Raw genomic sequence first — 26,498 nt, 5'->3', positions numbered from 1 at the left:
GCGGATGGTAGGAACGGTGCGTGGACCTGCAAACCGCCGCAGCAGCGCTCGCCGATGCCTCGCTGCGAGATGAGGCGGTGGAAGCGATGGTGGCCGCGGGTGACTACGTGATCGAGCCACTACTCGACGAGCTGGTCGATCCGGATTCGTGGCTCGACCGCTCGGGCGTCATCGCGGTGCTGCGGCGGTTCGGGCCCGTCGCCTATCGCCCGCTGATCGTGCAACTCGCGATCGCGCAGACTCCGGACGCCGTCGAGTTGTGCTGTCAGGCATTGGGTATCGCGGCGGCTTCGGATACCTCGGATTTCGCGCTCCAGGTGTGCAGCGAAGCCGCGGAGGTGCGAGCGGGCAGCGCCTTCGTGCTCGGTTACCGTCGCCGCAGTGAGTACGCGCCCTTACTGGTGCCGTTGCTGGCGGATCCGGTGCAGCGGGTGCGTGACGACGCGATCGACGCATTCGGCCGACTGGGTCGTTCCGCGGTGCCGTTGTTGCGCCGGGTCCGAAGCTCTCGAACGCCCGAGCGGCGGCACGCACTGTCGGCGCTCATCCAGATCGGCTGGGACACACCAGAATCACGCGACCCGGCGGTATTGTCCCGGCTGATGCGGGCCAAGATCGCGGCAGACGTTCCCGAACCCTTTGTCCCGCAGGATGGCTGGTATGCCATCGAAACCACGGACCGGGCCGCGGTACTGGATGCGTTCGACCTGTCCGATCCGGTGGCGGTGACCTGGTCGATAGGCACCGACACCTGGCGGGGCCACGACTCGAGACACAGCCGCACCGCTTACGACGAGCATGCCGATTGCGCCCGGATGTATGTGAGTCCCGTGCTCGACGGTTGGACCCTCGTGTTCGGCACGCCCCTTGCCGATGGAGAACTCGCTCGCCACGATCACGAGTTGAACCGGCTGCTCGACATCGAGGGCGATTACACCTCGGACGGCCGCGAACACCAGCAGCGGCAAGCCCGCTGCGCGGCCCTGAGCGAACAGTTCGGGCAGGCGCACTGGTACGGCCAGAACTACGAAAGCGGCGGCGGCGACTGGTGGGGATGGTGCCTGGCAGAGCACGGCAAGGTGCTGCGCTACTACTACCGGGACTGGAGCGAATACATCGAGCCGATGCAATCCGGCCCGGGACACGCAGCAGAGACCGGCTTTTCGACCGAGACCGAAGACACGTTCCGGCCGCAAAACGGAATTCCCGACACAGTGAGACCAATGCTGATCGCCGGACGCACCTCGGTCGATCCGTCGCGAATCGGCGCCGACACCCATACTCGAGGGTACGGCGTGCTGGCACTGACCGCCTGCGGGCGTCGCCTGGGGCACCGCGGCGCCTTCAGCATCGAAAACTCCGTCAATGCGGCCTGCTAGCGCCGTGTTTCGAGGACAATCCGAATCAAGGTTCCGGGCTCCCGCACCGGTCACAGATTGCCCGGCAAGGTTATCGATCGCTCGACCGGAGAGGGCTGTCTCTCGTGGTTGAGTAATAGCGATACCCGCTGTATGGCCCCACGATGGTGAATTTCAAGCGGCGCACCGGACCCGATCGCGGACAGCCGTGACAGCGGGGAGGACCCGAGTCGCGGTATTGCGCAGTGCAATTCCGGCCTTCGTCGCCGGAATGAGCATCGACGCCGCAGTGGCAACGCCGTTGAGTTTAGGATCGACCAGCACCCGGTGCCGGGTCTCGTACCGCTGGAATGCCGCCTCGTGGTCCTCCGGTGTGGCCGCAAGTTCCTCCGCCAACGTGTACGCACCGGCGATCGCGAGGGTGGAGCCGTCGCCGAACAGCGAGACGCAGGATGCGGCGTCACCGAGCAGGGCGATGCGTCCATCCGACCAGCGTGGCAGCTCGCCCTTGCTGACGGAGTCGAAGAACAGGTCGTCGGTGTCGCGGACGCGATCCAGCAATTCGGGGACCCGCCAGCCCTGATCGGTGAAGGCCTCGATGACCAGGCGCTTGTGCAGTTCGGTATCGCGGTGGTCGAAACCGGGTACGCCCTTGTGCCGGAACATGAATGCCGCGAGGGCGCGCCCCTTGGTCGGGTGCACCGACAGTGCCCGTCCCGGTGTGTTGTAGATGAGAACTTCGCGGTCGCTGCCGAATGGTTCATCGAGCCGGATGGTGGCGATGTAGATGCCCATATGCCGGACGAATTCGGATTCGTCGCCGAAGGTCAGGCGGCGCACCACCGAATGCAGGCCGTCCGCGCCGATTACGAAGTCGAAGCGGCGGGGTCGGGCGTGTTCGAAGGTGACGTCGACACCGCCGGTGTGCTGTGTCAGGCCGGTAATGCTGTCGCCCCAAAGGAATTCGGCATTGTCACGGCTCGCGTCGAGCAGGATCGCGGCGAGATCGGCTCGCGGGACCTCGACTTCGCGGTCGCCCGCCGATCCCTGGAAGGCCTTCAGGTCGACCCGGGCGACGCGGCGGCCGCTCGCATTGACGAAATTCATCTGGGACACAGCGGAATTCGCGGCACGCAGTTGCGGCATGATGCCCATGCGCTCGACCACATCGATGGCGGGCCCCTTGACGTCGACCGGATTTCCGCTGGAGCGTCGACCCGTCGCCCGCTCGACCACCGTGACCTGGAAGCCACGGCCGGCCAGCCAGTACGCCAGGGTCGAGCCGCCGATGCCCGCGCCGGAGATCAGAACCGTCTTGTTCATGACAACACCTTTCGGCTAAGTGGACGAATTTCGTCCGGTTAAGCGGAGCGTACAGTAAGCGGAAGGATTTCGTCCACTTAAACTTGGAGGTGAGCGCGACGACCGGTCCGAAGAGGGCAGACGCCAGGAACAACCGGGACCAGATCATTGCCGCGACGCTGGTGACCTTCCGGGAGCAAGGGGTCGATGTGCCGATGAAGGAGATCGCGGATCGGGCGGGCGTGGGTGTCGGCACGCTGTATCGGCACTTCCCGGATCGGGATGCATTGATCGCCGAGACGGCCCAGTCCTACCTCACGGATCTGGCCCAATTGGCGGCGACCGCATTGGAGCAGGAGGGCTCGGCGTGGCCTGCGCTTTCGCGGTTTCTGCACGAGTGTGCGCAGCGCCGGGTCGGGGCGCTGGCGTCGGCAATCGAGCCGAATCTGCATGCCGAGATCCAGACCGATCCGCGGTTGCACGAGGTGCGGGGGCGGATTGTCGAGTCGGTCTCGCGGATGACCAGGCAGGCGCAGGCCGCCGGTGCGATGCGCGCCGATATAGAGCCCGGCGAGGTGGCCGGGCTGATGACGTTGCAGATCTACGCCCGGGCCGGTGAGTCGTATCCGGAAGCGGTTCGCCGGGTGGTCGACCTCGTGCTCGATGGGTTGCGGGCGCGGTGATGAAGATGTCCGGCTTGGCAATACGGCGGCCGAATCTCTACCGTCGGCACGCGCCTGTGGTCAGATTGTTCACGTGCATGGAAAAACGGCAGGTCGTCCGCGTGGGCGGGAAGATATGAAATGACCGGACCGACGGACCGGCCGCAGCGATGGAACCGACTGCTGGAACTGCTCGCCGAAACCGGGCGGCTCTCGGTAGAAGAAGCCGCCGAACGCCTCAGGGTTTCCCCGGCGACGGTGCGCCGCGACTTCACCGCACTCGCCGAACAGCAGTTGGCGACCCGAACGCACGGCGGTGTGGTCGCGACTTCGGTCGCCTACGATCTGCCCGCGCGCTACCGGCAGGGTGCGGACGAGGCGAAGCAGCGGATCGCGGAACATGCTGCGGGACTTATCGAACCGAATGCGGTAGTCGGGATGAACGGCGGGACAACGACGACCGCCGTGGCGCGGGCATTGGCCGGGCGCGCAGATTTGGCGAATGCCGCTGGCGATCAACTGACCATCGTCACCAATGCGCTCAATATCGCGGGTGAAATGGTGCTGCGACCGCATATGCGGACGATCGTGCTGGGCGGGGTGGCGCGGCGGGAATCCTATGAGCTGCACGGGCCGCTGGCCGAGCGGGCATTGGCCGAATTGCGTTTGGATGCACTGATTCTCGGCGTCAATGCGATCTCCGCCGAGGGTGGCGCGCAGTGTCGGCATATCGACGAAGCGGGGGTGACCACCGAGATGGTGCGGCGGTCCGGGCAGGTGATGGTTGTCGCCACCGCGGACAAACTGGAACGCTCGGCATTGGCTCGGATCTGCGGGATCGAGCAGGTCGATGTGCTGGTGACGGATTCGGATGCGGATCCGAGTGCGGTGGCGACGATTCGAGGGACGGGGGTTCGCGTGGACGTGGTTTAGGGCCGGTTTAGGGCCGATCCACGACCAGGTTGGTGAGGCGTCGGCCCGACCGATCACCGCGCGATTCCGTCGGCGGAGATGCCGAACATTTCGTGCGCGACACCGAATCCGAGATCCTGGACCAGGCGGCGTTTCCATGGACGCTGCGCGATCGCGTGGGTCATCCGTCGGGCAGTGCGGGGGGCTCGCATGATCGCTGCCGCGATTTCCCAGGCACGGGGCAACAGCCGATCCGTGGGCAGCACCTCATTGACCAGGCCGAGTTCGAGTGCCTGCCTGGCGCCGAGGGGCAGGCCTGTATACATGTGGTAAGCAGCCCTTTTCGTGCCGATGAGCTCCTGCAAGGTGAGCTGTTGACCGTCTCCGGGCGCGGTTCCGACGAGCAGGTGCGGGTCCATGATGGTGGCCGTTTCCGCAGCCAGGGTGATATCGCACAGCAGCGCGAACTCGGTGTGCGCCACGCTCGGCCCGTTGATCGCGGCGATGGTGGGGATATCGATGCCGAACACGAAGTTCTCCACCAGCTTGGTCGCGTCGTAGTAACTGTGCTCGTAGCCGAAGTGTTTCGGGCGTTCACCCTGGACGAGGCCCTTGGCTGCCTGCGCCAGATCAGCGGAGTGGGTTGCGGGCAGTCCGAGCCACTGCGCTCCGGTCCCGGTGAGGATGAGCACCTCGTTGTCTGGATCGTTGCCGATCTCCTGCCATGCCTGCGCCCACGCGTTGTGGGTGGCCCAGCCGAAGCGGGCGGGTCCGCCGTCGGTGTGCATGCGCAGCTCGATGATCCCGTCCCGGCGCTGCATCACGAAATAGTCGGAGTACTTCTCGGCATAGGCATCGAAGTCCGGACGGGCGACGAAACCGCCGAATTGCGTGTGCCAATCATCGAGTTCTTCGGGCATCGAACACCTCACATCGGTGGGATAGACTGCGCTAAGTGAAGCACTGCTTCGAATATACGAAGCAGTGCTTCGTTTAGCAAGTGTCGTGTGACCTAGGAGAAGGGCGGAGTTCGTGGACGGCCGAGATCAGGATTCCGGCACCGGGATGCGGGTGGACGGAAGACGCAATCGTCAGCAGCTGATGCATGCGGCCCAGCAGGTCTTCGCCGCACAGGGAACCGGCGCCTCGCTGCGCGAGGTCGCGCGCACGGCCGGGGTGAATATCGCGACGCTCTACCGTCACTTCCCCACCCGCGAGGCACTGCTGGAAGCATTGCTGAGCGAAGGGTTCGACCGTCTGGCCGCCCGCGCGCGGGAACTGGCGGCGAATTCGGATCCGGCAGCAGGCCTCTGGGCCTGGACACGCACCCTCGTCGACGCGTTGAGCTGGTACGACGGACTGCCCGACTCGGTGTCGGAAGCACTACGAGAACCCGATTCGCCGCTGCACGACGGGTGCGAGCGTCTTCGAGCCAGTGCGTCCGAGCTACTGGATCGAGCCCAGAAATCCGGGCAGGTGAGGTCGGATCTGCGCATTGATGAGCTGCTGGCCACCGCCAACGCTGCGGCATGGCTGGCACGACCGGCGGCCGACTCCGCACTCGACTCGGAACGCTTCTTGACTTTGTTCGTCGAGGGACTCGCCGCGCGGCATCCGGACAACGATGTGGTCCAGCTCGACTCGGTAAGCTGACGCGGCCACATCAAGATCTGCGCGAGATCCCGCCCCCGGCAACGCATCCGGCGAAGCCCCGGGGTGGGATTACCGAATCAGTTCAACGCAAGCCCGGAATTCACGAAATACGCGATCTCCTCGCATATTTCATCGAGTGACACCTCGGTATCGGGATGGGTGGTCCGCACCAACTCCTGGGCCAGCGAATTCACCGCGCCGATCACCGCGAGCGCGAACAGATCGAACCGGCGCGCCTTGGTCTCGCCGCGCTCGACGGCTCGCTCCGCCTCGCTGATCAGCAGCGATGAGAGCAGGCGGCGCTGCTGCCTGCGCCAATCCTCCACGGCCGAACTGACGCCGACCACTTCGACGTAACACACCCGCGCCGACCGATGATCGGCGCAGGTCACCTCGAGATAGGCCCGAAAACTATCGACGACCCGCGTCGAAAGCGGTTGGCCCGCTGTCTTCGACATACTTTCCAGCGCTCGTTCGACCGCATGCGAGGTAATGCGATTGACCAGCGCGATCAACAAGGCCTCGCGACTGCCCATATCTTCGTAGAAACTACGGGTAGAAACATTCGCGACGGCACACAGCCGTTCGATCGAGGTGGCCGCATAGCCCTGGGTGCCGAATAATTCCAGCGCGGCATCAATGAGTCGCGCCTGCCGCTGAGCTACCCGCTGCTCCTTGGACAGCCCGCCGTAATTGCGGCCCTCCTTGCGTTCGTCATCCTGCCGTGCCACGGATTCGATGCTACCGGCCGGAAGCGCCTACCCCGGCGCACGGACTTCCGGCGGCCTACGCGTTCATCGTCGAAAACGGCGGGGGCACAAGACCGCCCGCCGTCCGACGATTACTTGACGCTGCCCGCGGTAAGCCCCGCGACCAGGCGCTTCTCGATGAAGGCGAACAGGATGACCACCGGAACGACGCCCACCGTGGAGATCGCGAACACGTACTGCCACGCCGTGTCGTACTGCCCGACGAATTTGGTCAGCGCCACCGACAGCGGCTGGTTCTCCGGCGTGGTCAGCACCACCAGGCTCGCCGCGAATTCGTTCCAGCAGGCCACCACCACGAAAATCGTCGCGGTGACGATGCCCGGCCAGACCAGCGGCAGGCTCACCCGGACCAGGATCTGCCAGCGGCTCAGACCGTCGAGCTGCGCGGCCTCCTCGATCTCCACAGGAATGGCGGCGAAGAAGCTGTGCAGGATCCACACCGCGAACGAGAGGTTGAACGCGGCGTTCACCAGGATCATGGCCAGCCAGGTGTCATTGATGCCGAGGGTGAAGAACTGCCGGATCAGGCCGGTCACCAATACCGTCGGCTGCAACATCTGGGTGACCAGCACCAGCGCGAGGAATATCGCGCGTCCCGGAAATTTGTGCCGGGCCGTGTAATACGCGGCCGGGATGGCCACGAAGAGCACCAGCAAGGTGGCGCAGACCGAGATGACTATCGTGCTCACCAGGTTGTACGGCAGCGGCGTCTCCGGGGTGTCCCACATGGTGGAGTAGTTGTCCGGATGCCAGGTCTCGGGCAGATACGTCGGCGGGATGCGCAGGATTTCGGCGCGGCTCTTCAGCGAGCCGAGCACCATCACCACGAACGGGGTCAGGAAGATGACGGCAAGCACCACCCCGACCGCGGTGAGTTCCCACCGCCGCCGCCGAGTTCGGCCGGTCGGAGCCTCGTCAACCGTTGCCTCCGGCGGGATGTCCACACCTTCGATGTGAATGTCGGCCTGTGTCGTCATGCGTCCACCTGCTGGGTCGGCTTGATGACCTTCACATAGATCGCGATGATGACCACGATCAGCGCGAAGTTGAGCACGCTCATGGCGGCGGCGGTGTCGAGCTGCTGGTTCTGACGAATCAGCTTGAAGGTCAACGTCGTTGTCGTATCCGCACCGAAGCCCGCGATACCGCCGGTGATCACCTGCAGAATGGGCAGCGAGTTGAACACATTGATGATGTTGATGATCGTCGCCACCGCGATCGCCGGACGCAATTGCGGCAGGGTGAGATGCCGATAGCGCTGCCACGCATTCGCGCCGTCTACCCGGCCCGCCTCATCGATCTCGGCCGGAATCGATTGCAGCCCGGCCAGGATCGTGTAGGTGGTGAACGGGATCGAGACGAAGACCGCGACGCCGATCGCCACCAGGAAGGCGGGCGTCGGCTGCTTGGTGAAGCCGTAGCCCCGGTCCAGCAGCCCGATATCGACCAGGAACCGGTTGGCGATGCCGACATCGGGATCGAGCATGTAATAGAAGATGGTCGTCGTCATCACGACCGAGGCCGCCCACGGGACCAGGATCGCCATCCGCACCGCGGTGCGTCCCGGGAAGTCCTTGTTCAGGAACTGCGCCAGCCCCGCCGAGAGCACCAGGGTGATCAGCACGACGCTGACCACCCAGACCACGGTATGCGCCAATACCGATCCCAATTCGCTGATATCGAACAGGTTTCGGTAGTTGGCCAGTCCAGCGGGACCGCGGTCCTGTCCGTAGGCGCTCAGGTCCCGGGTGCTGGTCCAGACCATATAGCCGACCGGGAACGCGACAATCGCCGCGATCAGCACCAGAGTCGGCCCGATCCAGGGGACGGCCCGCAGTGTCGAGTTCTTCCCTGAAAGTACCCGGGTTGCTCCGTTCAATTTGCGGCCCTCCCGGGGCCCTGCGGGGTCACGCTGCGCTACCTCCTCCGGGCCCATCGCTCGGTCCGCTGGGCGCCCCACGCTATTTCGCTGCTTCCTGAATCCGCTGCAACACTTGTGCCGGGTCCGCACCCTGGGCGATGGTGCCCATCTGCTGATGCATGGCGCCCTGCACCGCAGCCCATTTCGGGTTGTTGCTCGGGTAGAACTTGGCCACCGGCAGGGTCGCCGCGAAGGCCTTGGTCACCGGGTCGTCCGCGAGCACGGCGGTGGCACTGGTCGTGATCGGGATGAAGTGCTCGTTCTTGACGAAGTTCGAGTACACATTCGCCGAGTAGAAGAAGTCGAGGAACTTCTTGATCGTCTCGGCCTTCTTGCCGTCCTTCTTGAATGCCATCAGGTGATCGGCCACGCCCAGCGTGACGGGCGCACCGTCCTTGGTCGGCGTGGGCGCGGTGGCGTACTTCAGACCCGGATTCTTATCGGCGATCTGGGCGATGGTGGGCGGCAGCCCCTCGATCATCCCGACCTTGCCCTGGATGAACGAATTGATGACGTCCTTGCGGTTGGTCGCACCCGGATTCGGCTGGGTGACACCGGCGTCGAAGATCTCCCGCATAGCCTTGACCCCCTCCAGGTTCTGCGGGGTATCCACGGTGATCTTGTCGCCATCGGACCAGTTGCCGCCGGCACCGAAGGTCCACAGCGACGTCTCGGCCTGCGATTCCTCACTGCCCAGCGGCAGACCGTAGCCGGAAACACCGCCGCCGAGCGCCTGGATCTTCTTGGCGGCATCGGTCAGTTCGGCCCAGGTCTTGGGCGGCGTGCTCACCCCCGCCTTCGCGAACAGGTCGGTGTTGTAGAACAGGGTGCGGGTGGAGGCGAACAGCGGCATCGCATACTGCGTGCCGTTCAGCGAGGCGTTCTTGGCGAAGCCGGGCTGCACATCCGACAGCACATTCGGGGAGACGACCTCGGATACCGGATAGAGCATGCCGTCACCGGCGAAGCTGGCGTAGGCGTCGATATTCAGCAGATCCGGGGTGGTGGACTTGGACTGCAGCTTGGTCTTCACCACATCGTTGATCGACTCCCATGACTCCATCTGCAGGTTGACCTTGTAGCCGGGGTTCTGCTTCTGGAAGTCGTCGATGATGCGGTCCCACAGCGCCTTCGTGCCATTGGCACCGTCGCTGTAGGCGGGAGCCAGGAAGTTGATCGTCGTATCGGAGTCGGCCGAATCCTTGGAGCCGAAACCACAGGACGAGACGGCGAGCGCGAGGCCGGTGACCATCGCGATCCCCGCGAGGACGCCGTGGAGGTGTCTTTTCACGAGCAGAACCTTTCAAATTTTCACTCCGGGCGCTACTGAAGCGCCGATGATGGAGCGAACGAATCGCTCGAGCCGATCCTTTCGAGCGACCTGCAAGCATTCGCTACGGATAGAGGCTAGACCCAACTGTGATCACATGTGACTGATTTGCTCGTAAATTTGACATGAACGATCACCGAGAGTGATCCTGTTGTTGTGCCGATTTCCGCTCACCCCACCCCCGTGACTCATCTGGCCGCCGAAGTCGCCACCCAGCCGGACGACTGGGTTCGCGCCGAGACCACCGCCGCCGAGCACCGCGCCGTGCTGCCCCAACCGGGTGAGCGTGTCGCCGTCATCGGTTGCGGTACTTCGCTGTTCATGTCCCGTGCCATCGCATCACTGCGCGAGAGTTCGGGGCAGGGCATTACCGATGCCTGGCCCGCGAGCGAGGTCCGCGGCGATCGCGATTACGACCGCTACCTAGTTATCTGCCGCTCCGGCACCACCACCGAGGTGGTCGATGCGATGCGGGCGATACCGGCGCGCATTCCGCGCACTGTCATCTGCAGCAGTCCGGGCACCCCGGTGCTCGACCTCGGCGATCCGATTCTGATCGACGAGGTCGACGAGCAGTCGGTGGTGCAGACCCGTTTCGCGACAACCGCGCTGGCGATTCTGCGCTGGCATCTCGGCGAGGATCTGCGTCCGGCCATCGAGCAGGCCAGGGCCGTACTCGCCGAGGATCCGGCTACGGCACTGGCCGACGTGCGTCGGGCCGAGCAGATCAGCTTCGTCGGAATGGGTTTCGCGGCCGCGATCGCCGAGGAGGCGGGGCTCAAGCTGCGCGAATCCTGCCAGTCCTGGACCGAGTCGTATCTGCAGACCGAATACCGGCACGGACCGATCAGCATCTCCACTCCCGGCCGCGCCGTCTGGGCCTTCGGACCGCTTGTCCCCAATTTCGCGCAGGACGTGGCCGTCACCGGAGCGCACTTCGAACATCGCGATATCGATCCGATGGCCGATCTGGTGCGGGTGCACCAGCTCTGTGTACTGCGCGCCGCCGACCAAGGGCTCGACCCGGATCATCCGCGCAACCTCAACCGTTCCGTCGTTCTGGATCGGTGAGCGGTCGCTACCAGGAACTACTGTGCGGATATGGGAAAGGAACAGCCCCCGACCACCGTGCACCGCGACGATCTCGCGGACCGCACGGACGTGGCGACCTCGGCGGTGCCGGACGCCGCGGCAGCGCCGGGGCCGGTTGCGCAACAGCAACCGGTCACGGCGTTGACCGATGATCTGCTGGTGCTCGGCCTCGATGTCGGCGGCACCACGATGAAAGGTGAGGTCACCGATGCCGCGGGCACGGTGCTCGCCTCGGGTGTGGTGGCAACGCCGCAGGGCGAGGCGGCCTTCGAAGCCATGGGAGCACTCGGCGATCAACTGCTGGCGGAGTTGACCGATGACCAGCGCGACCGCGTCGCGCGCGCGGCGGTACTACTGCCGGGCATCGTCGATCCGGTCCGTTCGATCGCGGTATTCAGCAGCAATGTCGGTTGGCGCGATGTGCACATCGGCGATCGGTTCACCGAGCGCTGGGGCATGCCGGTGCTGATCGAGCACGATGTCGCGGTGGCGGGCTGGGCCGAATGGCGTTTCGGCGCCGGGCGCGGCCACGATGACGTCTGCGTGGTCATTCTTGGCACCGGCATCAGCGGCACCCTTTCCGTCGGCGGCCGTTTGATGCGCAGCGCGTACGGGCAGACCGGCGAGTACGGACACATCCCGGTGCGGCACGCCGACGGATTGCGCTGCCCCTGCGGCAATATCGGCTGCGTGGAGACCGTGGCGTCCGGCGCGGCCATCGCCCGCGCCTACGCGAAGCGAACCGGTCACGAAACAGCGAGCGCGGCAGATGTTTTCGCGATACTGGAGACCGATCCCGATGCCAAGGCCGTGGTCGCCGAAGCGATCAGCGCACTTGCCGACGGACTGCTCGGCCTCATCCATGCGGCCTGTCCCGAACTGATCATTCTCGGCGGCGGCCTGGCCGGGGCCGGACCCGCGCTGACCGAACCCCTGCACCACACCATTGCCGAACGCCTGCGCGTGGTGCCCGCGCCGCGGGTGGTGCTCGGCGAGTTCGGTGTTCGCGCGGGGCTCATGGGTGCGGCACTGTTCGCCAGACAGGGAGCGCTCACGTGACTCGCGTCGAGACCAGCACGAGTCTCGAGCTTCGCGGACGGATCGTATCGGCGACATCCGAATTCGACGACGGCGTCGTGTCCATACGCGCGGGCCGCATCGATCGAGTGCGATCACTCGCGGACTGGGTCGCCGCACATCCGGATTCGATAGTGCCGCCATTTTCCGGGACGGTACTGCCCGGCCTCGTCGATATTCACAACCACGGCGGCTTCGGCCATCGGTTCGACACCGTCGACGGCGCCGAGGCCCGCGCGGCCGCCGAGTTCCATCACACGCACGGCTCCACCACCGTGCTGGCCAGCGTTGTCACCGGCGCCGCGCCCGACATGATCGCGCAGGTCGCTGCGCTGCGATCCTTGGCGGCGGAGGGCACCATCGGCGGAATCCATGCCGAGGGACCGTTTCTGGCCGCCGCACGGTGTGGTGCACAGGATCCCCGATATCTGCGCGATCCCGATCTCGAGCTGACCGAACAGCTGCTCGCTGCCGCCGACGGACATCTGCGGGTCATGACGCTCGCCCCGGAGCTGCCGGGATTCGACAAGGTCGCCCAACGTCTTTCCGACGCCGATGTGGTGGTGTCGCTCGGCCACAGCGATACCGATTTCACCCGGTTCCGACAGGCACTGCGCCCCAGCGGTTTCGGCAGTCTGGTCACGCACTTGGCGAACGGAATGCCGCCACTGCATCACCGAACGCCAGGTCCGGCGGCCGCCGCACTCGTCGCCGCGGCGCAACGCCAGGTCGTCGTCGAGCTGATCGGCGACGGCGTACATGTCGACTCCGGTTTCGGCGCTTTGGTTTTCGCGACCGCACCCGAACGGGTCGCGCTTATCACCGACGCGATGCAGGCAGCGGGCATGCCAGACGGCGAATATCAGCTCGGTCCGCAAGTCGTGCACGTCGCCGATGGCGTGGCCCGGATAGCCGATGGGTCCATCGCGGGCGGCACCGCCCACCTCCTGCGCTGCCTCGCCTGGGCCGTCCGAGAATGCGGTGTGCCACTGCGCGAGGCGGTGATCGCCGCCACTTCGGTTCCGGCCGCGGCGGCAGGACTGGCCGATGTGGGCGACCTCAGGACCGACCATTTCGCCGACCTGCTGATAGTCGATGACAATCTACAGTTGCGCCGGGTGCTCAGACGTGGACAGTTGTTGACGTGATCCTCACCGTGACAATGAATCCCGCCTACGACATGACCTACCGGGTAGAGCATTTCGAGCGCGGCCAGGCCCATCGGGTCCGTTCGGTCGAGCAGCGCATCGGCGGCAAGGGCATCAATGTGACCCGGGTGCTCAATCAGCTCGGGAAATATGCCAGGGCAACGGGATTCTCCGACCACGCCTTCGCGGCCGCCGCCGAGCTGGAGATGCCGGTCGACTTCGTGCACGCACTGCCCTGGGTCCGGCGCACGGTGGTGATCAGCGAATCGGGCGACGGCACCGCGACCGCACTGTGGGAGCCGGGTGCACGGGTGTCGAATCCGCATGCCGCCGAACAGCTCTCGGTCCGTGTTTCGGGCATGCTGCCCGATATCAACGGCCTCGTCATCTCGGGATCACTGCCGGGCGGCATCGCCCACGGCCTGCCCGCCGAAATCGCGCGCACCGCCATCGCCGCCGGTGTCCCGACCGTCTGTGATGTCGACGGCGAGTCACTGCGCCTGGCCGCGCAGGTCCCCGGCATCGTGCTGATGCCGAATACCGAAGAGCTGGAACGCCTCACCGGACGAGTCCCGGTGACCCCGGACGAAGTCGTCACGGCCGCACTGCCGCTCATCGAACGCGGTGTGCGCGCCGTCCTCGCCACCCGCGGCGCCGAGGGCATGGTCGTGGTCACCGCCGAGGGCGCGTGGTCGGCGGCCCTGCCCGAACCACTCGCCGGAAATCCCACCGGCGCGGGCGATTCCGCGACAGCCGCGGTGATCGCGGCCCTGTCGGATGCGAAGGACACCCCCGACTGGCCCGCCGTTCTGGTAGATGCCGTCGCCACCTCGGCCGCCGCGGTCGTCATCCCGGTCGCCGGTGAAATCGACCGCCGCATGCGCACCCAGATCGCACCGACGGTGATCGTCGAACGACTAGCCACCCCGCAGGAGACCTCCCCATGACCTCGAGACCTGTCGCGGACCTGATCGCGGCCGCCCGCCCGGGCGGTCTCGGCGCCTTCAATGTGATCACCATCGAACACGCCGAGGCCATCGCCGCGGCCGCCGAGGCGGCGAATCGGCCAGTGCTGCTCCAACTTTCGGAGAATACGGTGCGCTACCACGGCAATCTCGCCCCGATCGCGCTGGCCTGCGCGAGCATTGCCGCCGACAGCAGCGCCGATATCGCCGTGCACCTGGACCATGCCACGTCGTTCGAACTCATTCGCACCGCGATCGACCTCGGTATCCGCTCGGTCATGTACGACGGCTCCACCCTCCGCTACGCCGAAAATGTCGCTGCCACCGCCGATGTCGTCCGCTGGTGTCACGACCGCGATGTCTTCGTCGAGGCCGAACTCGGCGAGGTGGGCGGTAAGGACGGTGCGCACGCCCCCGGCGTCCGCACCGATCCGGACGAGGCCGTCGAATTCGTCACGGCAACCGGTGTGGACGCCCTCGCCGTCGCCGTCGGATCCTCGCACGCCATGCAGACCCGCACCGCCGAACTCGATAACGACCTGATTGCTCGGCTGGCCACGAAAGTCCCTGTCCCCCTTGTGCTGCACGGCTCCTCAGGCGTCCCCGACGCCGGTCTGCGGGCCGCCGTCGAGCACGGCATGACCAAAATCAATATCGCCACCCGGCTGAATGTCGTTGCCACCGACGCGATTCGGACCGTGCTCGCGGACGGGCCCACCATTGCCGATCCGCGCAAGTACCTGCAGCCCGCTCGCGATGCGATCCGGTCCGAGGTCGAACATCTGCTGCGGGTGCTCACGCGATAGGTCTCACCACCCCAGGAAAGTTTGGGCAGCCGTCGGTGGGCAGCGATGATACGATGGATTGCCTTTAGTTTAGCTAAGGATTTGCTGTCCGCTAGAGCTGTATCACCTGATGAAGGAATAACAACTCCATGGCTGTCATCCTGCAAACAGGAGAACAGCGCGCTGCCGGTGCGGGGACGCAGCTCGAGGTCTCGCACAAATCAACGCTCAGTGCCGCAATAGTATTCGCCTCCCTGTCCATCGGCGCCTGGCTGCTGTTCGTGCGGCCCAACTGGCAGATGTACTGGCACCAAATCGATCTACAGGTCTATATGTGGGGCGGTACGGCCGCGGCGACTCATCCCGCGCTGCTGTACGACGGCCGCGGACCGATGGGCCTGCCCTTCCTCTATCCGGTTTTCGCCGCGTGGATCTGCGCCGAACTGTCGCGATTCCCGATCAACTACATCGGGACCGGCGTCACGGTGCTCACCATGGTGTCGCTGTTCGTGAGCGTCTGGAGCGCCGCCAGACTCCAGCAAATACGCCGCGGAACGGGTTTGCTGGCATTGAGCATCGCCGTCACCGGCGCTGCGATCTGGTTGGAGCCCGTCCAGCAGACGTTCCGGTTCGGTCAGCTCAGCGCGATCCTGATGGCCTTGGTCCTGGCCGATCTCGCCATGCCCAAGGAGAGCCGATATCGGGGCATCCTCATCGGCATCGCGACCGGACTGAAGCTGACCCCTGCGGTCTTCATCGTCTATCTGCTCATCACCCGCCAGTTCCGGGCCGCCGCGACGGCCGCGGCGACCTTCGGCGCCACGGTCGCGATCGGCTTCTGGTACCGGCCGACCCAGGCGCTGCAGTTCTGGACCACGACCACGACCTCGCAGAACCGGATCGGCTTCGCCTATGTGCAGAATCAGTCGATCAACGGCATGTTCGGCCGCTTGGAATGGTCGACCTGGGGCGACACCACGTCTTCGTTCGTCTGCGCCGGACTGCTCGGACTTGCCGGAATGGCGGCCGCGCGGATCGCCCACCTGCGCGGTGACCAATTGCTGGGCGCACTGCTCGCGGCCACGGTAATGCTGCTGGTCTCGCCGATTTCCTGGACCCACTACTGGGTGTGGATCACACCGGCACTGCTGTGGCTGATCCACGTGCTGCGCCATCGGCCCCTCGCCGTCCGGATCGCCGTACCCGGGCTCATCTACCTGTTCGTCTTCGCCTGGCCACTGAAGTCCGACCAGGTCGGCGCATGGGATCCGGATCTGCCACTGCTGCCGCAGGGGCTGATCTGGCAGGTACCGCAGACCAATGGCCGGGAATTCCGTTGGACGGTATGGCAATTCCTACTCGGCGATTCGTACACCCTGCTCGCGACCATCGCGCTGGTCGCCGCGATCGTCTGGCTGATTCCGCTCCGGCTGAACACCGTGCAGCTGCCCGACGAGGAAGTCGCGGACCGGCGGCGCGAGCGAGGGGTGGGCGCCGCCGGTCGGCGGGAAGACGGTCCGAGCAGTGAACCGCCGGGGTCGAGCGAGTTGGAAGCCGTGGGGTAAGGCTCCTCTTTTATAAGGAGCCGCTTCGTTCGCCGACATTGATCATCCTGCTCCGATCACCTCGAGAATGCTGGCAAACCAGCTGTGAATCGTCTGGGAACCGATCAGTCGGCGCTAACAGTCTGTCGGGCTAACAGTCTGTCGGATCGGAAGATTCGGCATCGGTCAGTGGGGTCGCCAGCGGCCAGCCGCCCGCCGCAAGATGTGAAGCGACTCTGGCGATATCGTGCGCGTCCGGCTGCTCCTTGGCCATCCGCGCGATCGCCCCTTCGATATCGGCGTGGCTGATCTCGCTGTCCGGATTCGAGTCCACCAGCTCCTCGGCGATCACCACCACTTCGTAATCGGTCAGGTGGCGGTGCAGCACCGCGAACAGGGCGACGTAGTCCGACCGCGGAATCCCCTGTGGATAACCGGCTCGCAGCCAGCCGATGACCCGTCCGAGCAGATTCGGCCGGACCTGGGCAGATTTCGCTGGATCAGTCACGGTGTCACCCTTCTCATGCTCCGAACAGATGGATGCCGAATCGAGCGGCCAGGAATGCCTTAGCGGTGTACAGAATCCCGGTGACAATCGCGGCGACGATCAGCGCGAAGCAGGCGTAGGCACCGACGAGTGCCGGGTAATTGCGTTGAGCGGCAACGCGTTCCGCGGGCACCGTATCGGCGACCGACCAGAGCCGGATCCCGACGGCGAAGACGATCGGCAGGCCTGCGCCGAGCAGCAGACCCGCGACGGTCACCTTCCACAGCGCGTCCAGATTCGTGACGAGTGTGTGCACGATGCGCCTCCTCAGACCTGGGCCGAACGATTGGCGGTTTCCGGCGCGGGCGATCCGGCGGACACGTCACGTTCCCCGTCCTCGACGACCGGCATGGCGTCCTTCGCAACCTCGGTACCGGCGTCCGGCGTGTCACCGGGCCACTCGTTGACATTGCCGGTGTCCACCGGATCCCGCCGCGACCGCAGGTACATCACCGACGACAGCGCGATCAGCAGTGCGAATACCACCAGCACACCGGGCAGCCCGCCGATGACATGCGCGATGGCCCAGCAGCTCGCACCGGCCAGACCTGCGAGCGGCAGCGTCAGCAACCAGGCGACCGTCATCCGGCCCATCACACCCCAGCGCACCTCCGCGCCCTTGCCGAGTCCGGTGCCGAGGATGGATCCGGTCGCGGTCTGGGTGGTCGAGAGCGGCAGCCCGAAATGGGCCGAGGTGAGGATGATGGCGGCGGAAGCCGATTCGGCGGCCAGACCCTGCGGTGAGTCGATTTCGACCAGTCCCTTGCCGAGGGTGCGGATGATCCGCCAGCCGCCGAGGTAGGTGCCCGCCGCGATGGCGACGGCACAGGCCGCCATTACCCACAGCGGCATTTCGTCGTTCTTGGTCAACGTGCCGTGCGCGACCAATGCCAGGAAGATCACGCCCATGGTCTTCTGCGCGTCATTGGTGCCGTGCGCCAGCGAGACCAGCGACGCCGAGCCGATCTGGCCCCAGCGGAAGCCCTCGTTCACCTTGTCGGGATCGGAATTCCCGGTGACCCGGTAGATGCCCCAGGTGCCTATCGCGGAGACCAGCGCGGCCACGATCGGCGCGAGCAGGGCGGGCAGCACGATCTTGGTCAGCACGCCGTCCGCGCCGTGCGCCCAGATCACCCCGCCCCAGCCGAGTGCGGCGATGGTGGCGCCGATCAGGCCGCCGAACAGTGCGTGCGAGGAACTCGACGGCAGGCCGAACAGCCAGGTCAGCAGATTCCAGAGAATGCCGCCGACCAGACCAGCGAACACGATGACGATCAGCGCCTCGCCCTGCACGGCGTCGAGCCGGACGATGCCCTTGGCCACCGTCGCGGCGACCGCGACCGACAGGAATGCGCCGAGCAGATTCAGGACCGCGGAGACCGCGACCGCGACCCGTGGCCGCAGTGCGCCGGTGGCGATCGAGGTCGCCATGGCGTTGGCGGTGTCGTGGAAACCGTTGGTGAAATCGAATGCGAGTGCCGTGACGATGACGATCAGAAGTACCAATAGGTCCGCGCTCACCCCTCCAGTGTGCGGCACTCGGGATCGGGATTGCCATGCGGTTGCCGCCTGTCGGGACGCATTTTCGATCGGCTACCGTGAATCTTCGCTCTACCTGCTGACCCTCGAACAGCCGACCGGTTGGGGCGCGCCCGCGAAGCGCTGATCGATCCAGGAATTGGCGGCCGAACCCCCGGTGTCGGCGACGATCAGATGCTCGCCGAGGTGGGCCTCGAAGCGCACCGGAACCCCCAACCGGCACCAGTCGTCGTAGAGGTGTTCGGCCCCGGCGAACGGAATCCACACCTCGTTGATGCCGTGGTACAGCAAGACCGGCACCCTCGGCGCGGCGGTGCCGAGGCGGTTCTCGGCCAGGATCTCCCTGATCATCGGCAGCTCCGTCGGGTGAGCCACATCGGTGAGCGTCTCCGCGGTTATGGGCGCGAGCACGCCGAGCAGCGCCGCGTCCAGAAAGCAGAGATCCTTCGCGAATTGCGATAGCCGCCAACCGTTGTCATTGAACAGGTCCATGATCTCCGGATACTCCCTGGCCAGACCGAGGGTTGCGGCCAGGAATACGCCGGAGGCGGCATTGGCGCCGTTCATCGTATTGATGAGCAGGCCGAAGTCGGCGGGCACGCCACCGACCACCGCACCGACGAGGTTCAGCTCCCCCGCGTATTCCGGTGCGAGTTGCGCCGCCCAGCCCGAGGCGATGGCACCGCCGGAGTAGCCCGAGACCACCGTGGGCGCATCGGGCGACAGACCCAACTCGGGCGTCTGCACGGCGGCGCGTATCGAGTCCAGTACCGCATGTCCGGCCATGCGACCGGCCGCGTACGCCTGTCGCGGCCCCTGATGATCGGGCACGATCACCGCGTAGTTCTTCGACAGCGACAGCTGCACCGAGCGGAGACCGGCCGCTAGCCCCAGCTCGAGCTGCTGCGACGGCGCACAGCGATTGCCGAGTGAATCGATCGGCACGTTGTAGGCGACGAGGGGCCTGCGCCCCGAACCCTCCCACGGCCCGATGGGCATGAGCAGGGTGGCGACCACCGGCACCGGACGGCCCTTGGCATCGGTCGATCGGATCAGCAGTTCAGTGGCGGTGACCGGCGTCGGCTCCGGCCCGATATCGACGACACGGGCCGTGACCACCGCACCCGGACGCAAATTTTCGAAACCCCGCGGCGGTGTATAGAAGGGGTCGGCGAGCGGTGTCGGCATGACAGAGGCGGGATCACGCGCGGGGTGCACGATACCGGCGACCGGATCCGGCTCCGCCGCAACCGTTCCCGGCATACCGACCGCCACCACTGCCCCGACACAAGTCACCGCACCGAGCACCGCCACCTTCCGCATCGGCCGACCGATGGCCGACCACGTTCCCATCCATCGTTTTCGTGCCGCACCGAGCAACGCCGAGTCCCCGTTTCCGACCGTGTACCGGACCAAACCGGAGCCAGTCTGGCCTATGACCAGTACAAATGCCGGGAGCAGGACCGCTGGGCCCGCATAACGATTCGGACGCCCGCGCGCGAATCCCGATGCGGGGCGAGGCGGCACGGACCGCTCGATCACGGCAGCAGCGCGCGGACCGTTTCGATGGTGTCGGCATCGGCGGCGGACTTATCGGGTCGATACCGCACAACGCGGGCGAAGCGCAGGGCAACACCGCCCGGATAGCGCGGACTCACCTGGACTCCGTCGAGGGCGATCTCGACGACGAGTTCGGGCCAGAGGTAGACGGTGTATTCATCGCGGGCGCGCTCATGCCGCGGGAATTCGGCGGTCTGCCAATGCAACAGCGCATCGGTGAGGCCCTTGAAGGTCTTGCCGACCATCACCGGATCACCCGTTTCCGGATCGCGTGCACCGAGGTGCAGATTCGACAGATATCCGGTGCGACGGCCGTAACCCCATTCAGCACCGAGCACCAGCAGGTCGAGGGTGTGCGTCGGCTTGATCTTCTGCCAGGACCGGCCGCGACGGCCCGCGGCGTAAGGTGCGGTCAACGACTTGACCATCACACCTTCGTGCCCGGCCGCCAGGGCACCGTCGAAATACTCCGCGGCTGCCTCGGCGTCGGGTCGGATCAGGGCCGGGATGCTGTGTGCGGCCGCCACCTTGGTCAGCGCCGCGCGGCGCTCGTGCAGCGGCGCGTCGAGCAGATCTTCACCGTCGAGGTGCAAGCAGTCGAAGAAGTACGGGTGCAGCAGTAGTTCCCTGGTCGAGCTGACCTCGGCGAAGCGGCTCATCGTCTCCTGGAACGGACGTGGCCGTCCGGAATCGGTGAGCGCCAACGTTTCTCCGTCCAGCACCACGCTCGTGCAGTCGAGCTGGGCGACCAGATCGACCAATTCCGGCACACCGGCGGTGATATCGCGCAGCGTTCTGGTGAATACCCAGACCCGCGAACCCTCCCGGTGCACCTGGATGCGCGCGCCGTCCAGTTTGTGCTCGACGCTCACCGCGTCGCCGAATTCGGCCATCGCCTCGTCCAGTGTGGCACCGGGCGAGGCGAGCATGGGTTGGATCGGGCGGCCGACCTCGAGCCGGAATTCGCCCAGCGCCTCGGCCCCACCGGTCAGCGCGGCGACGGCCGTGACCGGTAACTGCCCGGACAGCATGTAGGCCCGCCGGACCAGTTCGATCGGCACCGCCGCGGCCACCGCGACCGCCTCGGCGACGATTGCGGTGAGCGCGCCCTGACGCAACTCGCCGCCGAGCAGACGCATCAGGAAGGCCTGCTGGTCGGCGGTCGCGGCGGTCCACAACCCGCGTAGCAATTCCTTGCGCCGGTTGGTCGAGCCCGGGCCGGAGGTGGTGGCCAATTCGCTCAGCGTGCCGTCGACCGACGAAACCGTCAGCGTCGCAAGCTCACTCGGCTCACATTCGAGTGCGGTCAAAGTGCGCCAGCCGGTGCCGATGCGCCCCTGCCGTAGTTCACCGGAGACCCAGGCGACCACCGGCTCCAGCTCATCCGGGGCGGCCTCGGACAACAGTGCGGCCAGGGTCGCGATCTTCGTCTTCCGGGACCGGGTCGCACGGACGGTCTCCGAGGCCTGCACGACATCCGAGAACAGCATCACTCGACGGTAGCCCGCCCCTGTGACATATCGCTCAGCTCTGCTGCTAACTACCCATTGGCAGGTTTGCGAATTCGCTCATAAACTGGACATATGGCCAAGACTTACGTCGGGGCGCGGCTTCGTCAGCTGCGGACCGAACGAGGGCTGAGCCAGGTCTCACTCGCCCAGAAGCTGGAGATCTCGGCGAGTTACCTCAACCAGATCGAACACGATGTGCGCCCGCTCACCGTACCGGTATTGCTGCGCATCAGCGAAGTGTTCGGGGTCGACGCGACCTTTTTCTCCTCCCAGGACGACACCCGGCTCATCGCCGAACTCCAAGAGGTCGTGATGGACCAGGAGCTCGGTATCGAGGCCGATACTCAGGAGATCGCGGATATGGTCTCCGCGCATCCGAGCATGGCGCGCGCACTGGTCAATATGCACAACCGGTACCGCAACACCTCCGCGCAGCTGGCCGCCGCCACCGAGGACCGCTTCGCCGACGGCTCCGGCAGCGCGGCGATCAGCAAACCGCATGAGGAAGTGCGTGACTTCTTCTATCAGCGGCAGAACTACATCCACGAATTGGATACCGCCGCAGAAGAACTCACCGCCCGCATCCGTTTCCACGGCGGCGATGTGAACAGCGAGATCGCCCGCCTGCTGCGCGCACACGACGTGCACATTATCGAGCGCATCGATCTCGGCGAAGGCGTATTGCACCGCTACGATCCAGAGACCCAGCGGCTGGAGATCGCGCCGCATCTGTCCGGTGGTCAGCGCACCTTCAAACTCGCCGCCGAACTCGCCTACTTCGAATGTGGCGACCTGCTCGAAAAGCTGGTCGAGGAGGGCAATTTCGCCTCCGAGGACACCCGCAAGCTGGCCATGCTCGGCCTGGCGAACTACTTCGCCGCGGCAACCGTCCTGCCCTACACGCACTTTCACGAGGTCGCCGAGGATTTCCGCTACGACATCGAGCGGCTCTCGGCCTTCTTCACCCAGAGTTACGAGACGATCTGCCATCGCCTCTCCACTCTGCAGCGGCCCAAGCTGCGCGGCGTTCCGTTCTCCTTCGTGCGCGTCGACCGCGCGGGGAATATGTCGAAACGCCAGTCCGCCACCGGTTTCCATTTTTCCTCCAGCGGCGGCACCTGCCCGCTGTGGAATGTCTACGAAACCTTCGCCTATCCGGGCAAGATCATGACGCAGATCGCCCAGATGCCCGACGGCCGCAAATACCTGTGGGTGGCCCGCACCGTCGAACGCCGCGCGACCCGATACGGCCAGGCCAGCAAGACCTTTGCGATCGGTCTGGGTTGCGAGCTGCGGCACGCGGGTCGCGTCGTCTACGCCGACGGCATCGATCTCGACGTGGCGAAGGCGACGCCGATCGGTGCGGGCTGCCGGGTCTGTGAACGCACCAATTGCCCGCAGCGCGCATTCCCGCCACTGGGCAAAGTCCTCGATATCAGCGAACACCGCAGCTCGGTATCCCCCTACGTCCTCAAATAGCACACCCCCACCCGCCGAGCGTAGCGATCAAGATCAGGTGGCAGTGGTGGTGGAGGGTTCTCGGGCGATGCCGCCACAGTTTCCACGTGATCACATGTCCAACTGGAGGGGCTGGTTCCTGGTGGCGTTTGGGTTGGGGGGTGCGGTGGGTCCTGTTGTTCTGCATCGACTTCTCGGGGTGCTGGCCCCAGAGGGTTTGGCGTTCTGTGGTTTTGCCGGGGTAGTGCTGGGTGCGTCGGCTGCCGTACGCGGCTTACCTCCCGCAGTTGGGTAGGCGGGCCTGCGGCTTCCAGCTCGGTCGACTGGCTGCGGTTGCGTTCTCGAGAGGTTGCGCAGTGTAGTCAAATGGTCGTTGGTGAGTGGGGCTTTGAGCCACCATTTGACTGCGTTCGACGGCCGCCCCCCTTTTCTGGGGCGGCCGTTGCGGTGAGTGGTCAGGCTGGTTGGGTTGGGCGCTGGATTTGTGTGCCGAGGAGGGTGAGGGCTAGTGCCAGGACCAGCAGGATGGCCAGGGTCCACGCCAGCACCGAAAAGCCGTGCGGCGCAGCGGCCGCGGCCACCAGCGGTCCGGCGGTGGCGCCGACGTAGAAGCTGAACATGGCGACCGAGGACGCGGCGGCGCGCGCCTCACCACCCAACTCCCCCGCGGTCTGCAGGACCGCGGGCGCGATGACACCGAGCCCGCCGACCAGCACGGCGAGCAGGATCGTCAGCACCGCGAGGTGGGTGCCCTCGAAGGTGGCGATCACCATGGCGGTCGCCGCGACCAGCACACCCAGCACCATCTGTCCCGGCTTGGTCAGCCGCGAGAGCGGGATGGCCAGCAGCGGCAGTGCGAACATCACCGGTAGCGCGCCCGCACGCAGGGCGAGCAGTTCACCGGAACCCTTGACCAGACCGGTGATTTCGATGCCGGTGTACACCCCGACCATCACCGCCATGGCCAGCGCGCCCGCGGCCAGCATCGGCAGCAGCGCCTTGATTCGCAGCACCGCGGGGATCGCGGCGTAGCTGTGCACGAGCGGCTTGTCGCGACCGGTGGGTGCGTCGTCGAGCATGACCGCACGCAGCACGAATGCGAGCGCCACGAAGACTACGGCCGAGCCGATGAACATCGTGCGCCACGGGAACGAGGCGACGACGGCCTGCGAGGCGATCTGCGCCAGCACGGTCGCGGCGAGGAAGGAGGTGGCGACCGACATCGTCACCACCGCCCGGTGCGCCGGTGCGATGCGAGTGGCGATATAGGCCATGATCGCGGGCGGAATCGAACCGACGACAAGCCCCTGCGCGACGCGCAGGCCGACCGCGATCGGCGCACTGAACGATAGACCGGTCAACAGTGTGACCACAGCAGCGGCGATCATGCCGGTGACCAGTACCCGGCGGTGGCCGTAGCGATCCGACAGCGGGCCGAACAACACGAAGCCACCCGCATAGCCGAAGGCGAAGGCGCTGATGATCCAGGTCATGACGCCCGCGCCCACATTCCAGTCGGCCTTCATGGCCGTGAACAGGGGAATCGGGATATACATCTGGCCGGTGGCCAGCAATGCGGACAGGACGAAAAAGGGGAGGGTACGCCCGGTGTGCGCGCGTGGTGACGCGCTGCGAGTGCGTGCCGGAGCCGGGATACCGGCCGGAAGCTGAAGAGTCGGCGTTGCCATGTGGACGAAGTTAGGCCCATGGTCGAGCAGCTGTCAACCAAATAGTTGGTTTAATGGGATGGTAAAGTCACGGTCATGACGGTCACGATGAAACGGAGCGACGCGACCAAGCAGGCGCTGCTGCGCGCCGCGCGCGACGAATTCGCCGAATACGGCCTGGCCGGCGCGCGGGTGGACCGGATCGCGGAGGCGGCCGCGGTGAACAAGGAGCGCATCTACGGCCTGTTCGGCAGCAAGGACAAGCTCTTCGACGTCATCCTGATCGACACCATGCGCGAATTCATGGATGTGGTCCAGCCCCTGGCCGAGACCGAACCCGGCGAGTACGTGGGCAAGCTGTTCGACTACCACCGCGAAAATCCGCAACTACTACGGCTTTTGCTCTGGGAGGGACTACACCGCGGCACCGACGCGCACGATATCGACGGCTGGCGCGCCCAGCACTACCTGCGGAAATTCGACCGCGCCAAGGAGCAGTTCGACGTCGACGCCAGCCACGCGGGCCGACTGCTGCTCGCCCTGTGCGGCCTGTCCAACTGGAGCCTCGCCGTCCCGCAGACCACTCGCCTGCTGCTCGGCGCTGATGCCGAGAACCAGCAGGCGACCCGCGAATTCATGATGGAGTTCGCCAGGGCGGCACTGCGAACGGATAAGTCGATCCCGCACCGCGAGCCGATCAACGAGTTGACCACCGAATCGACCAGCGTTGACGGCGCACCCGCGGCCGATGCGCCGACCGATCCCGTAGACCGCGCAGCGCAACGTCTACGCGAGGCCCAAGCCGCCGCCGACGCTGCCCGCGACGAACTCGCCGCCGCTCTCCGCGACGCCCACACCGAAGGCACCAGCGCCAACCAACTCGCCCGCCAGGTGTCGGGAACCCTGTCTCGCCCTGTCGTGCTGAAGCTTCTCGCCGAGTGAGCGCTTTTCGGTTCAGGCGGTATCGACGCCGCTCGGATCCAGAGTCAATCCCGGACCGCGCGTGAGAGTTTCGTGAACTCGATCGCCTGCTGGGCACGCGCGAGCACGTGCGTGCGCGAGCTACCGATGTGCGCGGTGAGCGTGCGCAGCGCGGCAGCGGGATCGCCATCGAGTAGTTGTTCGGCGATAGCGATGTGCTCGGCGGTCATGGTGGCGATCCGCTCGGGCGTCGGCAGGTCCAGGGTCCGGACCGGGCGGACCCGGACGTACACACCGGTGAGTGCGTCCGCCAGCGCTGTGTTGCCCGCCGCGGCAAGCAGAGTCGTGTGGAAATGCTCGTCCGCGGCGACCAGCGCGGGGCCCGGTTCGGGCGGATCGTCGCGAAATCCGCGCCAGATATCGAGTTCCGCGCGCACCATGGACAAGTCGTGTGCCGGTGCGGGTTCCCCGACGATGCCGATGACGCGCTGAATTCCCCTGGTCTCCAACACGATCCGCAACTCGAACAGGTTGCCCAGCTCCTCCAACCGCGGTCGATACGGATACAGCCCATCGGCGTGCCGCTCCACCAATCCGTCGGCCTGCAGCCGGGCGAGCGCTTCCCGCACGGGGGTGCGCGAAACCCCGTAGGTCTCGGCCAGGCGTTCCTCGCCGAGCCGTTCGGTGGGCACGATCGCCCCCGTGGCCAGGTCCCGCCGCAGCGATTCGTAAACCTGCTCGCTGAGCGGAACCCGCCCTCTGCGCGTCATGGCGGC

At 65.8% G+C, this 26,498-nt stretch carries 25 protein-coding genes; 12 read left to right on the top strand and 13 right to left on the bottom strand.

The genetic code is table 11. The annotated features are described in order from the left end of the window. The first annotated feature begins 20 nt into the window (after positions 1-20). On the top strand, positions 21-1,379 hold the full coding sequence (locus ACQPZ2_RS05125) for a HEAT repeat domain-containing protein (RefSeq protein WP_433524531.1): 1,359 nt from the start codon (positions 21-23) through the stop codon (positions 1,377-1,379). 153 nt (positions 1,380-1,532) lie between these two features. Here ACQPZ2_RS05125 and ACQPZ2_RS05120 read toward each other — a convergent pair whose 3' ends face one another. Next, positions 1,533-2,681, bottom strand: coding sequence for an FAD-dependent monooxygenase (locus ACQPZ2_RS05120; protein ID WP_433524530.1), 1,149 nt, complete (start codon positions 2,679-2,681; stop codon positions 1,533-1,535). 89 nt (positions 2,682-2,770) lie between these two features. Between ACQPZ2_RS05120 and ACQPZ2_RS05115 the strand changes: the two genes are divergently transcribed. Both ACQPZ2_RS05115 and ACQPZ2_RS05110 read left to right on the top strand, forming a co-directional pair. Next, positions 2,771-3,343, top strand: a complete 573-nt coding sequence (locus ACQPZ2_RS05115; RefSeq protein WP_433524529.1) for a TetR/AcrR family transcriptional regulator — start codon at positions 2,771-2,773, stop codon at positions 3,341-3,343. A gap of 120 nt (positions 3,344-3,463) precedes the next feature. Then, the gene (locus ACQPZ2_RS05110; protein WP_433524528.1) at positions 3,464-4,255 is read left to right on the top strand and encodes a DeoR/GlpR family DNA-binding transcription regulator; all 792 of its coding nucleotides are present in this window, start codon (positions 3,464-3,466) and stop codon (positions 4,253-4,255) included. 53 nt (positions 4,256-4,308) lie between these two features. Here ACQPZ2_RS05110 and ACQPZ2_RS05105 read toward each other — a convergent pair whose 3' ends face one another. After that, positions 4,309-5,154, bottom strand: coding sequence for an enoyl-CoA hydratase/isomerase family protein (locus ACQPZ2_RS05105; RefSeq protein ID WP_433524527.1), 846 nt, complete (start codon positions 5,152-5,154; stop codon positions 4,309-4,311). A 112-nt stretch (positions 5,155-5,266) separates the two neighbouring features. Between ACQPZ2_RS05105 and ACQPZ2_RS05100 the strand changes: the two genes are divergently transcribed. Then, entirely contained in the window at positions 5,267-5,887 is a 621-nt protein-coding gene (locus tag ACQPZ2_RS05100) for a TetR/AcrR family transcriptional regulator (protein WP_433524526.1), read from the top strand. A 77-nt stretch (positions 5,888-5,964) separates the two neighbouring features. Here the strand turns inward: ACQPZ2_RS05100 and ACQPZ2_RS05095 are convergent, their stop codons facing one another. From ACQPZ2_RS05095 to ACQPZ2_RS05080, 4 genes are all read right to left on the bottom strand, one after another. Continuing rightward, positions 5,965-6,618, bottom strand: a complete 654-nt coding sequence (locus tag ACQPZ2_RS05095; protein WP_433524525.1) for a TetR/AcrR family transcriptional regulator — start codon at positions 6,616-6,618, stop codon at positions 5,965-5,967. Between the two features lie 110 nt (positions 6,619-6,728). Continuing rightward, complete coding sequence (locus tag ACQPZ2_RS05090) at positions 6,729-7,634, bottom strand: carbohydrate ABC transporter permease (protein ID WP_433524524.1); 906 nt, start codon at positions 7,632-7,634, stop codon at positions 6,729-6,731. Further along, entirely contained in the window at positions 7,631-8,536 is a 906-nt protein-coding gene (locus tag ACQPZ2_RS05085) for a carbohydrate ABC transporter permease (RefSeq protein ID WP_387294691.1), read from the bottom strand. The genes ACQPZ2_RS05090 and ACQPZ2_RS05085 overlap by 4 nt, the downstream gene beginning before the upstream one ends. Before the next feature lie 82 nt (positions 8,537-8,618). Beyond that, positions 8,619-9,869, bottom strand: a complete 1,251-nt coding sequence (locus ACQPZ2_RS05080; protein ID WP_433524523.1) for an extracellular solute-binding protein — start codon at positions 9,867-9,869, stop codon at positions 8,619-8,621. Between the two features lie 195 nt (positions 9,870-10,064). On the opposite strand from ACQPZ2_RS05080, the gene ACQPZ2_RS05075 reads away from it, so the two are divergent. From ACQPZ2_RS05075 to ACQPZ2_RS05050, 6 genes are all read left to right on the top strand, one after another. After that, positions 10,065-10,979, top strand: a complete 915-nt coding sequence (locus ACQPZ2_RS05075) for an SIS domain-containing protein (RefSeq protein WP_063046977.1) — start codon at positions 10,065-10,067, stop codon at positions 10,977-10,979. Between the two features lie 30 nt (positions 10,980-11,009). Further along, positions 11,010-12,059, top strand: coding sequence for an ROK family protein (locus ACQPZ2_RS05070; protein ID WP_433524522.1), 1,050 nt, complete (start codon positions 11,010-11,012; stop codon positions 12,057-12,059). After that, entirely contained in the window at positions 12,056-13,225 is a 1,170-nt protein-coding gene (locus tag ACQPZ2_RS05065; protein WP_433524521.1) for an N-acetylglucosamine-6-phosphate deacetylase, read from the top strand. Before ACQPZ2_RS05070 ends, ACQPZ2_RS05065 begins: the two co-directional genes overlap by 4 nt. Continuing rightward, entirely contained in the window at positions 13,222-14,172 is a 951-nt protein-coding gene (locus ACQPZ2_RS05060) for a hexose kinase (RefSeq protein WP_433524520.1), read from the top strand. Before ACQPZ2_RS05065 ends, ACQPZ2_RS05060 begins: the two co-directional genes overlap by 4 nt. Continuing rightward, entirely contained in the window at positions 14,169-14,996 is an 828-nt protein-coding gene (locus tag ACQPZ2_RS05055) for a class II fructose-bisphosphate aldolase (protein WP_433524519.1), read from the top strand. The genes ACQPZ2_RS05060 and ACQPZ2_RS05055 overlap by 4 nt, the downstream gene beginning before the upstream one ends. Positions 14,997-15,124: 128 nt before the next feature. Continuing rightward, a complete protein-coding gene (locus ACQPZ2_RS05050; RefSeq protein ID WP_433524518.1) occupies positions 15,125-16,540 on the top strand; it encodes a glycosyltransferase 87 family protein in 1,416 nt (471 codons plus the stop codon). A gap of 130 nt (positions 16,541-16,670) precedes the next feature. Here the strand turns inward: ACQPZ2_RS05050 and ACQPZ2_RS05045 are convergent, their stop codons facing one another. The 5 genes from ACQPZ2_RS05045 to ACQPZ2_RS05025 form a co-directional block, all read right to left on the bottom strand. Further along, positions 16,671-17,027: a DUF3349 domain-containing protein gene (locus tag ACQPZ2_RS05045; RefSeq protein WP_433524517.1), complete on the bottom strand. Its 357-nt coding sequence runs from the start codon at positions 17,025-17,027 to the stop codon at positions 16,671-16,673. Between the two features lie 13 nt (positions 17,028-17,040). Further along, positions 17,041-17,322 carry a hypothetical protein gene (locus ACQPZ2_RS05040; RefSeq protein WP_433524516.1) on the bottom strand — a complete coding sequence of 94 codons (282 nt, stop codon included), beginning with the start codon at positions 17,320-17,322 and terminating at the stop codon, positions 17,041-17,043. 11 nt (positions 17,323-17,333) lie between these two features. Further along, positions 17,334-18,587: an anion permease gene (locus tag ACQPZ2_RS05035; protein WP_433524515.1), complete on the bottom strand. Its 1,254-nt coding sequence runs from the start codon at positions 18,585-18,587 to the stop codon at positions 17,334-17,336. A gap of 90 nt (positions 18,588-18,677) precedes the next feature. Continuing rightward, a complete protein-coding gene (locus ACQPZ2_RS05030) occupies positions 18,678-19,958 on the bottom strand; it encodes a lipase family protein (RefSeq protein WP_433524514.1) in 1,281 nt (426 codons plus the stop codon). Positions 19,959-20,143: 185 nt separating this feature from the next. Next, positions 20,144-21,655, bottom strand: a complete 1,512-nt coding sequence (locus ACQPZ2_RS05025) for an ATP-dependent DNA ligase (protein ID WP_433524513.1) — start codon at positions 21,653-21,655, stop codon at positions 20,144-20,146. Positions 21,656-21,748: 93 nt separating this feature from the next. Here ACQPZ2_RS05025 and ramB point away from each other — a divergent pair, with 93 nt between their 5' ends. Next, positions 21,749-23,155 (top strand): acetate metabolism transcriptional regulator RamB, encoded by a 1,407-nt coding sequence (gene ramB / locus ACQPZ2_RS05020; RefSeq protein WP_063046967.1) that lies wholly within the window; start codon positions 21,749-21,751, stop codon positions 23,153-23,155. Between the two features lie 434 nt (positions 23,156-23,589). On the opposite strand, the gene ACQPZ2_RS05015 is transcribed toward ramB, so the two are convergent. Then, positions 23,590-24,822, bottom strand: coding sequence for an MFS transporter (locus ACQPZ2_RS05015; RefSeq protein ID WP_433524512.1), 1,233 nt, complete (start codon positions 24,820-24,822; stop codon positions 23,590-23,592). 75 nt (positions 24,823-24,897) lie between these two features. Here ACQPZ2_RS05015 and ACQPZ2_RS05010 point away from each other — a divergent pair, with 75 nt between their 5' ends. After that, the gene (locus tag ACQPZ2_RS05010; protein ID WP_433524511.1) at positions 24,898-25,743 is read left to right on the top strand and encodes a TetR/AcrR family transcriptional regulator; all 846 of its coding nucleotides are present in this window, start codon (positions 24,898-24,900) and stop codon (positions 25,741-25,743) included. Positions 25,744-25,787: 44 nt separating this feature from the next. Here ACQPZ2_RS05010 and ACQPZ2_RS05005 read toward each other — a convergent pair whose 3' ends face one another. Next, a complete protein-coding gene (locus ACQPZ2_RS05005) occupies positions 25,788-26,492 on the bottom strand; it encodes a GntR family transcriptional regulator (RefSeq protein WP_433524510.1) in 705 nt (234 codons plus the stop codon). Positions 26,493-26,498: the final 6 nt, after the last annotated feature.

It is taken from the genome of Nocardia pseudovaccinii, assembly GCF_050942345.1.
GTDB classification, from domain to species: domain Bacteria; phylum Actinomycetota; class Actinomycetes; order Mycobacteriales; family Mycobacteriaceae; genus Nocardia; species Nocardia pseudovaccinii.
This window is presented reverse-complemented; position numbering and strand designations above follow the sequence as displayed.

Bases quoted from the DNA above. Each gene is read 5' to 3' on its own strand.
- ACQPZ2_RS05120 (WP_433524530.1), bottom strand. From the start codon at position 2,681: ATGAACAAGACGGTTCTGATCTCCGGCGCGGGCATCGGCGGCTCGACC.
- ACQPZ2_RS05110 (WP_433524528.1), top strand. From the start codon at position 3,464: ATGACCGGACCGACGGACCGGCCGCAGCGATGGAACCGACTGCTGGAA.
- ACQPZ2_RS05105 (WP_433524527.1), bottom strand. From the start codon at position 5,154: ATGCCCGAAGAACTCGATGATTGGCACACGCAATTCGGCGGTTTCGTC.
- ACQPZ2_RS05090 (WP_433524524.1), bottom strand. From the start codon at position 7,634: ATGACGACACAGGCCGACATTCACATCGAAGGTGTGGACATCCCGCCG.
- ACQPZ2_RS05070 (WP_433524522.1), top strand. From the start codon at position 11,010: ATGGGAAAGGAACAGCCCCCGACCACCGTGCACCGCGACGATCTCGCG.
- ACQPZ2_RS05055 (WP_433524519.1), top strand. From the start codon at position 14,169: ATGACCTCGAGACCTGTCGCGGACCTGATCGCGGCCGCCCGCCCGGGC.
- ACQPZ2_RS05050 (WP_433524518.1), top strand. From the start codon at position 15,125: ATGGCTGTCATCCTGCAAACAGGAGAACAGCGCGCTGCCGGTGCGGGG.
- ACQPZ2_RS05030 (WP_433524514.1), bottom strand. From the start codon at position 19,958: ATGGGAACGTGGTCGGCCATCGGTCGGCCGATGCGGAAGGTGGCGGTG.
- ACQPZ2_RS05025 (WP_433524513.1), bottom strand. From the start codon at position 21,655: ATGCTGTTCTCGGATGTCGTGCAGGCCTCGGAGACCGTCCGTGCGACC.
- ramB (WP_063046967.1), top strand. From the start codon at position 21,749: ATGGCCAAGACTTACGTCGGGGCGCGGCTTCGTCAGCTGCGGACCGAA.
- ACQPZ2_RS05015 (WP_433524512.1), bottom strand. From the start codon at position 24,822: ATGGCAACGCCGACTCTTCAGCTTCCGGCCGGTATCCCGGCTCCGGCA.
- ACQPZ2_RS05010 (WP_433524511.1), top strand. From the start codon at position 24,898: ATGACGGTCACGATGAAACGGAGCGACGCGACCAAGCAGGCGCTGCTG.
- ACQPZ2_RS05005 (WP_433524510.1), bottom strand. From the start codon at position 26,492: ATGACGCGCAGAGGGCGGGTTCCGCTCAGCGAGCAGGTTTACGAATCG.